14 protein-coding genes and 1 other RNA gene are annotated in these 12,193 nt (G+C 46.9%); 7 read left to right on the forward strand and 8 right to left on the reverse strand.

Features of this window, described 5'->3' with window-relative positions:
* Window positions 1-209 precede the first annotated feature (209 nt).
* The 3 genes from HH682_RS04865 to smpB form a co-directional block, all read right to left on the reverse strand.
* Window positions 210-590: a DUF6232 family protein gene (locus tag HH682_RS04865; RefSeq protein ID WP_214236492.1), complete on the reverse strand. Its 381-nt coding sequence runs from the start codon at window positions 588-590 to the stop codon at window positions 210-212.
* A gap of 435 nt (window positions 591-1,025) precedes the next feature.
* Window positions 1,026-1,389, reverse strand: a transfer-messenger RNA (tmRNA) gene (gene ssrA, locus HH682_RS04870).
* 49 nt (window positions 1,390-1,438) lie between these two features.
* On the reverse strand, window positions 1,439-1,921 hold the full coding sequence (smpB, locus tag HH682_RS04875) for an SsrA-binding protein SmpB (protein WP_071431228.1): 483 nt from the start codon (window positions 1,919-1,921) through the stop codon (window positions 1,439-1,441).
* A gap of 160 nt (window positions 1,922-2,081) precedes the next feature.
* Between smpB and HH682_RS04880 the strand changes: the two genes are divergently transcribed.
* Together HH682_RS04880 and HH682_RS04885 are read left to right on the forward strand one after the other, a co-directional pair.
* Window positions 2,082-2,516 (forward strand): type II toxin-antitoxin system RatA family toxin, encoded by a 435-nt coding sequence (locus tag HH682_RS04880; RefSeq protein ID WP_214236493.1) that lies wholly within the window; start codon window positions 2,082-2,084, stop codon window positions 2,514-2,516.
* Window positions 2,497-2,802, forward strand: coding sequence for an RnfH family protein (locus HH682_RS04885; RefSeq protein WP_214236494.1), 306 nt, complete (start codon window positions 2,497-2,499; stop codon window positions 2,800-2,802). The genes HH682_RS04880 and HH682_RS04885 overlap by 20 nt, the downstream gene beginning before the upstream one ends.
* A gap of 40 nt (window positions 2,803-2,842) precedes the next feature.
* Here the strand turns inward: HH682_RS04885 and bamE are convergent, their stop codons facing one another.
* The 3 genes from bamE to nadK all read right to left on the reverse strand — a co-directional run bounded on the left by bamE (window position 2,843) and on the right by nadK (window position 5,976).
* The gene (gene bamE, locus HH682_RS04890) at window positions 2,843-3,187 is read right to left on the reverse strand and encodes an outer membrane protein assembly factor BamE (protein WP_214236495.1); all 345 of its coding nucleotides are present in this window, start codon (window positions 3,185-3,187) and stop codon (window positions 2,843-2,845) included.
* Window positions 3,188-3,350: 163 nt separating this feature from the next.
* Window positions 3,351-5,012, reverse strand: a complete 1,662-nt coding sequence (recN, locus tag HH682_RS04895) for a DNA repair protein RecN (protein ID WP_214236496.1) — start codon at window positions 5,010-5,012, stop codon at window positions 3,351-3,353.
* A gap of 85 nt (window positions 5,013-5,097) precedes the next feature.
* Window positions 5,098-5,976: an NAD(+) kinase gene (gene nadK, locus HH682_RS04900; protein WP_214236497.1), complete on the reverse strand. Its 879-nt coding sequence runs from the start codon at window positions 5,974-5,976 to the stop codon at window positions 5,098-5,100.
* Window positions 5,977-6,095: 119 nt separating this feature from the next.
* Between nadK and grpE the strand changes: the two genes are divergently transcribed.
* On the forward strand, window positions 6,096-6,674 hold the full coding sequence (grpE, locus tag HH682_RS04905; RefSeq protein WP_214236498.1) for a nucleotide exchange factor GrpE: 579 nt from the start codon (window positions 6,096-6,098) through the stop codon (window positions 6,672-6,674).
* 46 nt (window positions 6,675-6,720) lie between these two features.
* Here grpE and ung read toward each other — a convergent pair whose 3' ends face one another.
* Together ung and srmB are read right to left on the reverse strand one after the other, a co-directional pair.
* A complete protein-coding gene (gene ung, locus HH682_RS04910) occupies window positions 6,721-7,392 on the reverse strand; it encodes a uracil-DNA glycosylase (protein ID WP_214236499.1) in 672 nt (223 codons plus the stop codon).
* A 53-nt stretch (window positions 7,393-7,445) separates the two neighbouring features.
* Complete coding sequence (gene srmB / locus HH682_RS04915) at window positions 7,446-8,798, reverse strand: ATP-dependent RNA helicase SrmB (protein WP_214236500.1); 1,353 nt, start codon at window positions 8,796-8,798, stop codon at window positions 7,446-7,448.
* A 167-nt stretch (window positions 8,799-8,965) separates the two neighbouring features.
* Here srmB and HH682_RS04920 point away from each other — a divergent pair, with 167 nt between their 5' ends.
* The 4 genes from HH682_RS04920 to rseB all read left to right on the forward strand — a co-directional run bounded on the left by HH682_RS04920 (window position 8,966) and on the right by rseB (window position 12,192).
* Entirely contained in the window at window positions 8,966-9,712 is a 747-nt protein-coding gene (locus tag HH682_RS04920) for a tRNA1(Val) (adenine(37)-N6)-methyltransferase (protein ID WP_420826182.1), read from the forward strand.
* A 236-nt stretch (window positions 9,713-9,948) separates the two neighbouring features.
* Complete coding sequence (gene rpoE, locus HH682_RS04925) at window positions 9,949-10,524, forward strand: RNA polymerase sigma factor RpoE (RefSeq protein WP_092676369.1); 576 nt, start codon at window positions 9,949-9,951, stop codon at window positions 10,522-10,524.
* Between the two features lie 37 nt (window positions 10,525-10,561).
* A complete protein-coding gene (rseA, locus tag HH682_RS04930; protein WP_214236502.1) occupies window positions 10,562-11,206 on the forward strand; it encodes an anti-sigma-E factor RseA in 645 nt (214 codons plus the stop codon).
* Complete coding sequence (rseB, locus tag HH682_RS04935) at window positions 11,206-12,192, forward strand: sigma-E factor regulatory protein RseB (RefSeq protein WP_214236503.1); 987 nt, start codon at window positions 11,206-11,208, stop codon at window positions 12,190-12,192. Before rseA ends, rseB begins: the two co-directional genes overlap by 1 nt.
* The last annotated feature ends 1 nt before the right edge of the window (window position 12,193 follow it).

Genomic DNA, 12,193 nt, shown 5'->3' on the forward strand with positions numbered 1-12,193 from the left:
CGCAGTGAGATTGATAATACCGAGAGCTTGTGAAAGTTCCATTTAAAAAGGGTCCATGTTGAACATGAACCCTTTTTTACACGAGCCACCGGATCGGTCAACTGATCCTTAAACGATCAGCATTAGCCGTAATTGGCTGCTTTTCTTTAGGATTTTTGGTCGGCACGAGAGGATTTGAACCTCCGACCCCTGACACCCCATGACAGGTATCACCCTCTTTGGATGATTGCTTGATTTACAGATCCTAACACAGACTCTACAAAAACTTTATCTTTGCTAGTTAAAGCCTCAACCTCCCCAGATGCTGTTTTGATCACAATAGTGTAGTCAGGTCTTAACTTTATTAGGTAGAAAACACAGCCAATCCCGACCAAAACGGAACCAAGGAATTTTAAGCCATCGAATGGCGAGTAGAAATGAAATAGCCCCACAACTGCGAAAAACAAAATGAATAGAGGTGCGCCATAACTGGGTTTTTTCTTAAGTAAGCGGGTGGAAGTTATACCACTCATGGCATAAGTAGTGCCAAGAGAAACAAATCTGCTTTTAGTTACCAATACCTGGTTATCGGAATAAATTGGGGTTTCCATTGATCGTCCGGAATCATTTACGTTAAATCCGATATTATTGATATGATGTAGGAAAGTCAAAAGTTACTATGTTAGGTATGAAAAGGTTCCCCAAAACGAAAATAACTCATCTTATTTTTCATGCACTTAGTTTAGCTGGTCACTGACCAGTTTTATGGTGATTTTAGAGATAAAAAGTCAAGGTGAACAATCTGTTATAGATACAATATGGACCTACTGCTCCGTCATATTGGGTGAGGATTTGAGGATGTGGGGGTAGGCGTTCGACAGACATAAAAAAAGCCTCAGACTGAAGTCTAAGGCTTTTTTCTTACGCTCGGAGCCGCGGCTCTTTTGCGTATCCTTTCATGTCCCGTCATCGTCTGGTCGATGTCCGGGCACAGTGTCCAAAGGCTTGATTTCTCAAGTGTTGTCCGGTCACTGTCCAACCATGATTGGTGGAGCTGGCGGGAGTTGAACCCGCGTCCAGAATTACTACACCGTCGGCACTACATGCTTAGTCCAATCTTTACATTCGCCAATTAGCTGCGGATGGACACGCCACTAACGAACTAGCCTGATTAAGTTTAATGCTTCAACCCCAGGCAGGGCATCCACACGATCTCTTTTAGGTTTGACCTCTCTTGATCCCCGTCCTAAGAGCGGAGGCTAGGGAGAGAGGGCTCTGAGCAGGTTATTAAGCTGCTAGTGCGTAGTTTTCGTCGTTTGCGACTATTTTTTTGCGGCTTTTTACGAGGCCAACCGCCCCTCGGCATGCTCCTAGGGCTTCGCGAATCCTGTCGAATCCAGAATCAGCCCCAAGTACTGTTATACAGTGTAGCAGATAAATATGCAGCTGCACTAGTAATTTAACGATTTGCGTTCTTCATAATACGCGCTTTGTCTAACTGCCACTCGCGATTTTTAATATCATCACGCTTATCGTGTTCTTTTTTACCTTTGGCGACGCCAATTTTAAGCTTACACCATGCATTCTTCCAATATAGCGACAGGGCAACGATGGTATAGCCTTCACGGTTAACGCGGCCGTAGAGTGAGTCGAGTTCACGCTGCTTAAGTAGCAGTTTGCGGTTACGCGTTGGGTCGCAGACCACATGAGAAGAGGCGACCATTAATGGCTGAAAGGTAGAACCAAAAAGGTAAGCTTCGCCGTCACGTAATAAAATATAGCTTTCGCTGATATTCGCTTTGCCCGCACGCAGGGATTTAACTTCCCATCCCTGTAATGAAAGGCCTGCTTCAAACTCTTCTTCAATGAAATATTCGTGGCGTGCACGTTTATTCATTGCAATGGTCGCGGAACCAGGTTTGTTTGATTTTTTCTTTGTCATAGTATCCCTATTCTACACCACTTTTTTAAAGCGTCGCCGACTTCCTATGTAAGAAAGTTAAGTATTGGTGCTATTCTAGCACGCTGATTCCGATTAGACATTTCTGTTTATTTGCTGAAACTGCTATGATCAAGGTGTTTTTTTCAGACCAGGAACTCTTATGGCCCAGATCAGTCGCTCAGCGTTGGTGCCTTTCAGCGCGGGTAAAATGTATCAACTCGTCAACGATGTTGATAGCTATCCACAATTTCTCCCTGGCTGCACCGGTAGCAAAATTTTGGAGCAATCCGAGCAGCAGATGACCGCATCGGTGGATGTCTCAAAAGCAGGCATCAGTAAAACCTTTACGACGCGTAATACATTGACAGAAAACCATCGTATTGCCATGCAGCTAGTGGATGGCCCATTTCGCAAACTCGGTGGTGGGTGGACTTTTACACCACTCGGTGATGATGCCTGTAAAGTCGAATTGAATCTTGATTTCGAATTTTCCAATATGTTGGTGGAAATGGCTTTTGGTCGTATTTTTAAAGAATTAGCCAACAATATGGTTAAGGCATTCAGTGAGCGTGCTCATGAGGTGTACCGTGGCTGATATTCGCGTCGAAGTCGTTTACGCTTTGCCTGAAAAGCAATATCTTCGACCCGTGACAGTGGCTGAGGGGAGCACCGTTGAACAAGCGATTATTGCCTCAGGCCTCTTAGAACTCCGTAAAGATATACAATTAACGGAAAATAAAGTTGGCGTGTATAGCCGACCCGTTAAGCTTTCCGATCAGGTTGAGGAGGGGGATAGAGTTGAAATTTATCGTCCATTATTAGCTGATCCAAAAGAGATGCGTAGGCAGCGAGCAGAGCGGTCAGCCGCGAATAAAAAATAGAAATATCGCTACCCGAGCATTAGTCGAGTAGCGAATTCATTTATTTGGTTTTGCTCAGCGCAGGTTTATTATCGATATTGGTCAGTATACCGTTGCTGTTAAAGGTCAAGGTGAGGGTTTGTTGAGTGACTTTCTCGTGACCCGGCTCTTGACGGAAGACGTAATACCACACATTGCTCCCAAAAGGATCGCTCATCATCGGCGTACCTAGCGTGTAAGCAACCTGCTGCTGTGTCATACCAGTATGAATTTTACTGACATCGGTCGCGACCAAGTAATTCCCTTGGTCGATATCCGGGCGATAAACTACACGTTCCAACGTTGAGCAACCGGCGGTGGTTAACAATAGCGCCGCGGTCGCAGCAGTCAGTATTTTACTGCGCATGAATCGTTTCCTTTTTCTTGACCAGTTGCCGACAGGCATAACTTGCCATCACAATAAGTTCACCCTGATCGCAGGGAAGCTAGAGGTCGATAATAATAGACCTTACGCCAGATGAAAACCTCTGGCGCAAGATATGACTGTTATAGAGAGAAAAAGTGCCCGATTAAGCGGCTAAAAGTTCTTTGGCATTGGCTAACGTGTTGCGTGTGACTTCGCTGCCCCCTAAAAGGCGAGCTAATTCTTTCAAACGCGCTGCTTTGTCTAAATTCACCATACGGGTTTCGGTCACCGCCCCATCGGTGAGTTTACAAATGTAGAAATGGGCATGACCACATCCTGCGACTTGCGGCAGATGAGTGACGCAGAGCACTTGCGTAGACTCGCCCAATTTACGCAACATTTTACCGACAATGGCGGCTGTTGGACCACTGATGCCGACATCCACTTCATCGAAAATCATCGCCGGTGTTTCCATTTTCTTAGCCGTAATGACTTGAACGGCTAAGGCAATACGGGAGAGCTCCCCCCCCGAGACGACTTTACCCAAAGGTTGCAGCGACTGTCCAGGGTTTGCCGATACCTGAAATTCAATACTGTCAGCACCTTCTGATGTGAGTTTTTCCGGTGTGTGTGTAACCACAATATTAAACTGTCCATGAGGCATCGCCAGTTGCTGGATAGATTCTGTAATCAACCCTGCTAACTCGCTGGCAAAATGCTGCCGCTCCGCAGAAAGTTGATTTGCGATATCTAGCGCACGTTGATGATAGTGCGACACTTCTGAGGTGAGTTGTTCAATATCGGACTCAACGTTCTCTAATTGCGTGTATTCATCCAGTAATTGTTGGTGCGTACTATGCAGTGCTTCGGGGGTCACATGGTGCTTACGCGATAGCGATACGTAACGAGATAGCCGCTGTTCTAAGCCTTGTAAGCGATTCGGGTCTAAATCGATCGCTTCATGATAGTGACGCAGTTCATCGCTCATTTCGCTCAGTAAAATGGCCGCATTGTCCATCATGCTGTGTACGGGGGCTAAGCGGTCATCTAATGACACCAGCTCCTGTAACAGCTGTTGGGATTGATTAACCAGAGACTGCAATGATGCGTCTTCACTCTCAGAGACCAAATGCACGATTTGTTGGCTTAAAGTAATACGCTGTCCACTGCTCGCGAGCTGTTTATACTCTTCATCGATTTGCTGATACTCATCTTCTATCGGTGCAAATTTATTGAGTTCCTGCAATTGGTAATCAAGCAATTCACGCCGCGCAGCACGATCATTTTTTTGCTGAGTCAAGGCGGCAAGTTGGCGACAGCTTTTGTGCCAATTTTCATAAGCATTGCGCATTGTTTCAATCAGCGCAGGATGGTGACTATAAGCATCTAATAACGCCCGTTGATGATCTGCTTTAAGTAGCAACTGATGCGCATGTTGGCCATGGATTTGGATAAGTAATTGCCCAAGTTCACGCAGTTGTGAGAGCGGTACGGCAGTGCCATTAATGAAGCCCCGCGAACGCCCATCGGCACTGATGACCCGACGAAGCAAGCATTCGCCTTGATCATCGAGGTGATTATTAATCAGCCACTGTTGGGCAGATGGGGATTTTTTAAGCTGGAATCTGGCACAAATATCTGCACGCTGTGCACCGGGCCGCACGGTTTCGGCGTCGGCTCGGTTACCTAAACATAATCCTAAGGCATCGATGGCTATAGACTTACCTGCACCGGTTTCGCCGGTGATAGCCGTCATACCCTGTTGGAAATCGATATCCAGTTCGCGAACAATAGCAAAATTACTGATAGTAAGTTGTGCCAGCATATAATCACCTGTATAGAAAAACATAACTGTTTTTTTATACAGTATAAACCTCTTTTTTACTGAGTAAAGATCTCAACAGTGATTTTCAGAATAATTTTTCCGACCAGCCGAGTTTACCGGTAAGGGTTGTAAAGTAGTTATAGTCTTTCGGGTGAAGTAGGAATAGTTCGTCGGGACTACGACGAATAATCACTTCTTCGCCTTCTTGAATAGGCAGGGCAAGTTGGCTGTCACAACTTACCTCAAGCTCATTGCGTAAACTGGCAAAGCGTAAGCTGATAGTACTGCGGCTATCGATTACCAAAGGTCGTGCGGAAAGGGTGTGAGGGAACATAGGAACAATAGCAATAGCTTCTAACGAGGGCATTAAAATAGGCCCCCCCGCGGAGAGCGAATACGCGGTCGAACCGGTAGTGCTAGAGATAATTAGGCCATCTGAGCGCTGAGAAAAGGCAAATTGATTATCAATATAGACTTCAAACTCAATCATATGTGCGACCTTGCCGGGGTGCAGGACGATCTCATTTAGGGCCGTGGCGACGCGAGGATGTGGCGAGTTACCGCACACTGAGGCTTCAAGTAGGGCGCGAGAATCAGCAATATATTCCCCCGCCAGCACTTTGCCGAGTTCTTCAATGGCATTATCAGGATTAAGATCAGTCAGAAAACCTAAGTTGCCCCGGTTAATCCCGATCACTTTAATATCATAACGGGCTAGGACGCGTGCTGCGCCGAGCATATTGCCATCACCGCCAATGACTACCGCAAGATCTGCGCTTTGGCCAATTTGGGCGAGAGTGGCGGTACGCACATTGGGTAATTGCATTTCTCGAGCAATTTGTTCCTCGACGATAACGTCGTACCCTTGTTCACTAAGCCAACAACATAATTGTTCATGAGTAGACAGCGCGCTCAGATTTCGCGGATGACCGACAATTCCGATACAATTAAACAACTTATTCATTAGGTAATGCTTCCTCTTTGCGCAAAACTCTCGACAATCGATGAGAGTCCCTTGAATCCCAAAATTTCATCCCCATAATAGCCTTATTGCCGAGATGATTATGAAATGCGGAGATTTTCATGAGTAGTAAAGAACAGAATACCCCGAATCAACAAGATCCTGAAGTGCTGAATACCGAGCAACCCGAGCAGCAAAATCAACAGGATGCATCAGAAAGCATTGATCCTCGTGATGAGCGTATTGCCGAGTTAGAAAAAGCACTCGCTGAGTCCCAAGGTGGTGTGCGTGATGCGCAAGTTCGTGCTCAGGCTGAAATCGAAAATATTCGTCGACGCACTGAAATCGATATTGAAAAAGCGCACAAATTTGCGTTGGAAAAATTTGCGAACGAACTTTTACCCGTTATCGATAGCTTGGAGCGTGCACTGGAAGTTTCGAATAAAGAAAACCCAGAGTTGGCATCCATGGTAGAAGGTATTGAGCTAACCCTTAAATCGCTGTTAGATGCGGTACGCAAGTTTGGCGTGGAAGTGGTGGGAGACATCCATGTACCTTTCAACCCTGATGTACACCAAGCGATGTCGATGATTGAGTCGGCAGATGTTGCACCTAATCATGTGATCATGGTGATGCAACGGGGTTATACCTTAAATGGTCGTTTATTACGTCCGGCGATGGTCGCAGTCTCTAAGGCTTAATCCCCTCGACCTACAAAAAAGCTGCCAGTGGCAGCTTTTTTTTCGCTTATTCCACTGACCAGTCGATCTCTGCCAAACCTTGCGAGGCAAGAATCGCGTTAGTTTGTGAGAAGTGCTGACAACCAAGAAAACCACGATGTGCGGAAAGTGGTGAAGGATGCGGGGCTTTTAAGACATGATGACGCGCCGTATCAATAATTTGCCCTTTTTTCTGCGCATGTGCGCCCCACAGTAAAAATACCACGCCATCATGATGCTGGTTGATCATACTGATCACATGAGAAGTGAAGGTCTCCCAGCCGAGTCCTGCATGAGAGTGTGCTTGGCCCGCCCTGACCGTTAATACGGTATTAAGCAGTAACACCCCCTGCGAGGCCCATTGCGCAAGATATCCATGATTAGGGCGGACGAATCCCGGGATATCAGTGACCAACTCTTTATAGATATTGACGAGAGAGGGCGGTGGAGCAATGCCCGGTTGCACAGAAAACGCTAAACCGTGCGCTTGGTTCGGACCATGGTAAGGATCTTGCCCCAAAATTACCACACGAATATCGGCAAAATGAGTTAGCTTAAATGCGCTAAAGACTTCAGCGGCAGAAGGATAAATAACGGTCCCTTCGCTTCGCTCTTGTTGCACCTGCTGCAAGGTGTCTGTGAAATAGGATTTTTGTTTTTCATCGCCTAGCACGTCGTGCCAAGTCAGGGTAGTTTTCATCACTGACTCCTGTCATCGGATATAAAAAAAGAGGCGCGATGCGCCTCTGCTTTCTATTCGCTACGTTCTGACGTTTCTTTCACGTCCTGAACGGCTACTTTCTCTACGGGCTTACGGCGTTTACCGACATTTTTCGCATCGCGATGACGGTTTTTCACCCGCGGTTTATTGTCATCTTTTAACGCATCGCGTTTTTGTTTACGGCGTTCCATCTCTTTTTTTGATGCTTTCTTCGGCCCTTTCTCTGAAGGTGCGCGCGTGGTAGGGCGAAGCTCATCGATGGTCCGTGCTTTCAATGGTTCATTGATATAGCGGCTAATTTTTAATAGCAGCGCGTTATCATGGGCTTCAACCAGAGATAGAGCGGTACCTTTGCGTCCTGCACGACCGGTCCGACCAATACGGTGTAGGTACACGTCTGCGGTTCTCGGCATGTCAAAATTAAACACATGACTGACATCATCAATGTCTATCCCACGGGCTGCAATATCGGTAGCCACCAACACATTCACTGTGCCTTCAGCAAGGCGCTTAATGGCTTCATTACGTTTAATCTGCACCATCTCACCTTCAAGATAGGTACAGCGGATACCGGCTTCACGTAACCATGCTGCCACTTCATGCACGCGGTCTCTCTTTCTAATAAAGACGACGGACCGTGTGACATCTTCTTGTTGAAGAAGGTGAATCAATAATTTGCGTTTATGCTCTAAGTCATCAGCGCGATAGTACCATTGCAGAATTTTTTTACGTTCGCGGCGACTCGGATCGGCATCCAATGTCACGGGTTCATTGAGAATACGCTGTGCGAAGTCTTCAATATCGTCGCCTTCCAGGGTTGCAGAGAACAGCATCGTTTGCTTACGCCAGCGGGTCTCTGCGGCGATTGTTTCGATATCGTTAGCAAACCCCATATCCAGCATACGGTCGGCTTCATCGAGGATCAGCGTCTCGACCGCACGGCAATCAAAGTTTTCTTCTTTGATGTATTGTAAAAGACGGCCAGTCGTCGCAACGACTACATCTTGGTTGGTACTGAACACTTCAGCGTGGTTCATATACGCCACACCACCCGTGATAGTGGAGATATCTAAATGGGTGTGTTTAGCCAACTCTCTGGCTTGGTCAGCGACCTGCATCGCTAATTCACGGGTGGGCGTGAGGATTAGGATACGCGGAGGTCCCGACTTTTTACGCGGGAAATCCAGCAAGTGTTGCAAGGCAGGCAATAAGTAAGCCGCAGTTTTTCCAGTGCCGGTAGGGGCTGAACCAAGGATGTCACGGCCTTCGAGGGCGGGTGGGATCGCAGCTGCTTGGATAGCCGTCGGGCGCTGGTAATTTTTATCCTGTAGGGCTTCTAGCAGGCTTTCATCAAGTTCTAATTCGGAAAATGTGGTTACAGTCATGTTCTACCTCTGGTTGGGGCGCCGATTATAGACATTTCACCGCAATTGTTCACCTTTTCCTGCCGATTAATTCTGCGTTATACAGGTAAAAGGGCATGATTACTGATAAAGTTCGCGCAAAAATGTTGACCGACTGAGCGATTAGAGACGTTTTGGAGACCGATATGATAGCCAGCATACCATCGCTACCTCGTCGTGGGGGCTTTACCTTTAAACAATTTTTCGTTGGCCATGATCGTTGTGGTATGAAAGTCAGTACGGATGGGGTGTTGTTAGGTGCATGGGCACCGCTTCCGGTCACACGGCGCGTATTAGATATCGGTACCGGCAGTGGTTTATTAGCCTTAATGTTGGCACAGCGTTTACATGCCGAGGATGGCCCCTTCGAGATTGATGCCATTGATATAGACCGCTCTGCTGTGCAGCAAGCGCAAGAAAATTGCGAAAATTCGCCTTGGAAAGCGCACTTCAACGTCTGGCAACAGGATTTATTAACCTGGGACACCTCGTCCGCACAACGCTATGGGCTGATTATCTGTAATCCCCCTTATTTTCAACACGGAAAGTCCTATCGAGATGCACAGCGCGAACGAGCCCGGGATAGCCGTACGCTAGACCATCCATCGCTTCTGCAGCAGGTCGCCAATCTTCTTACCGAAGACGGTTTTTTCTCGGTTATTTTACCGACACAAGAAGCCGAACAATTTGCCGAGTATGCGCGCAGTGCAGGATGGATATTGAGTCAACGATGTGATGTAAGTGAGCGGGAAGGAAGGCCTGCGAAACGCCGCTTGTTGACTTGGCGTCGCTGCCCGGTAAAAGGTGAAGCACAGCGGCTTATGATCCGCGATGATCAAGGACAATACAGTACTGAATTTCAATGCTTAACTAAAGAATTTTACTTAGCGCTTTAGTCGATCATCTATACTGATAAAAACATGAAACTTCATGGTTAATCAGGTAAATTGGCCTGCAGATAACTCGATTGTTATTAGGGCTAATTCATTGCTAACCACTTTGTATAGCAATTTACCTAAATTTCAGTGAACTTTTGATCATTATTCAGTTCCAACCTTGGGCTCGCCAATGGCAGTAACGTTATGGCACTGGGTGGTTATACATTGAATATTTTATGAGGACAGAGCCTCAGATGAGCGAGCAGTTAACGGATCAAGTTCTGGTAGAGCGGGTCCAGAAAGGGGACCAAAAATCGTTTAACTTACTGGTGCTACGTTACCAACATAAAGTTGCCAGTTTAGTGACACGCTATGTTCCGCCAGGGGACGTGCCAGATGTTGTGCAAGAATCATTTATTAAGGCTTATCGTGCTATTGAATCTTTCCGTGGAGAGAGCGCCTTCTATACTTGGCTTTATCGTATTGCGGTCAACACGGCTAAAAATTATTTAGTGGCTCAAGGCCGTCGTCCGCCATCAAGCGATGTCGATGCCAGTGATGCCGAAAATTTTGAAGCAGCGAGCGCTTTAAAAGAAATTTCGAACCCTGAGAACTTAATGTTGTCAGACGAACTGAAGCAGATAGTTTTTAGGACAATTGAAACTCTTCCTGAAGATTTACGGATGGCGATCACGCTTCGTGAATTAGATGGGTTGAGTTATGAGGAAATCGCTGAAATCATGGAGTGCCCAGTCGGCACTGTTCGTTCACGTATCTTCCGTGCACGAGAAGCGATTGATAATAAAGTTCAACCACTTCTGCAACGCTGATCGTATAGCAGAGTGACTACCTAAAGGGTATTAAGGTATGCAGAAAGAGCAACTTTCCGCTTTAATGGATGGTGAAGCCTTAGATCAGTCTTTACTCACTGAACTTTCTAAAGACGCTGAGTTGCAAGCTAGCTGGGAACGTTACCATCTGGTTCGCGACACACTCCGTAGTGATCTTGGTCAGGTCGTTCATTTCGATATCGCTGCCAAGGTGGCCGAAGCGATAGCGAAAGAGCCGGTTCTTGGTAGCACTGTCACACCGCTTATTGTTGAAGAGCAACCTGAGCCATCACGTTGGCGCAAAATGGGCTTCTTTTCTAAAACGGGTAGTTGGGGTGCACAGCTGGCACAAGTGGGTGTCGCAGCCTGCGTGTCAATGGCCGTGATTGTCGGGGTGCAGCATTATAACCACCCAGGTGATGCAGCGTCTTCTGACAGCCAAGATACCCCAGCATTTAATACCTTACCGATGATGGGTAAAGCATCTCCAGTCAGTTTAGGCGTTCCTGGCGACATGTTTGAAGGCTCGTCCTCTGCGGGACAGGTTCAAGAACAGCGCGCGCGCATTAACGCAATGCTTCAAGATTACGAGTTACAACGACGTCTAAATGATGGTGACAGCCTACCGCCGACGTCCTCCGTTCTTGATAAGCAACAGTATTCGGGCACTGTCCATCAATAATGAAAGAAAAACTTCTTCTCTCTGCCGCATTATGCGGCAGTTTACTTTATCCTCTCTCGAGTTTTGCCGATAACAGCGCTGCCTCGACGGAAACAAAGCCGATCCAACCCTTTGTGATGCTAAAGCAGATGGATAAAGCAACCAATACGCTTAATTACCAGCTTTCCTATATTACCATTAGCGAACAAGGTATTGAGTCGTTGCGCTATCGCCATGCGCTAGTCAACAATCAAGTGTTTGCACAACTGCTGCAGATGGACGGCCCGCGTCGAGAAGTGCTCCAACGTAATCGTGCGATCAGTTATTTCGATGCCAGTTCAGGCGTTGATCCCTTTACGCTTCCGGGCGACCATATTATCGATGGACTCCCATCGATTTTATTTGCGAATTTTGATCGGCTAAAAGATTACTACGATTTTATTAGTGTCGGACGTTCTCGGGTGGCTGACCGGTTATGCGATGTTGTACGTATCGTTTCGAAAGACGGTTCTCGTTTCAGTTACGCGGTCTGGTTAGATAGCGCGAGCTCACTCCCTTTACGTGCCGATCTGCTGTCGCAAGAAGGGGAAACGATTGAGCAATTCCAAGTGGTTGATTTCGCTGTCGATGACCAGCTACAGCAGGTAATGGCGCCGCTGGTGGATGCCAAGCTGCCTCCTGAAATGACCTCATTGCCGAAAAATTTGCACACAAAATTAAGCTGGACGCCCGGCTGGTTACCCGCTGGCGTTCAGGTATTATCACAAAGCCAACGCCAAGTGCCGGCCTTAGCGAAAAAAATCGAATCACGCCTTTATTCCGATGGTCTCTTTACCTTCACGGTAAATGTCTCTGCAGTGAACGGTTCATCCCCTCCGCAATTTTATAGCACTGGACGTCGCACGCTTTACGTTGAAATACGTAATAATAGGGAAATTAGCGTCGTCGGTGAGCTTCCTCGTGATACGGCGAAGCGCATTGCAGATACTGTCAATACGGGTACTTAAC

Origin of the sequence: Rosenbergiella gaditana, from assembly GCF_018494065.1 — a bacterium.
Taxonomy (GTDB): domain Bacteria; phylum Pseudomonadota; class Gammaproteobacteria; order Enterobacterales; family Enterobacteriaceae; genus Rosenbergiella; species Rosenbergiella gaditana.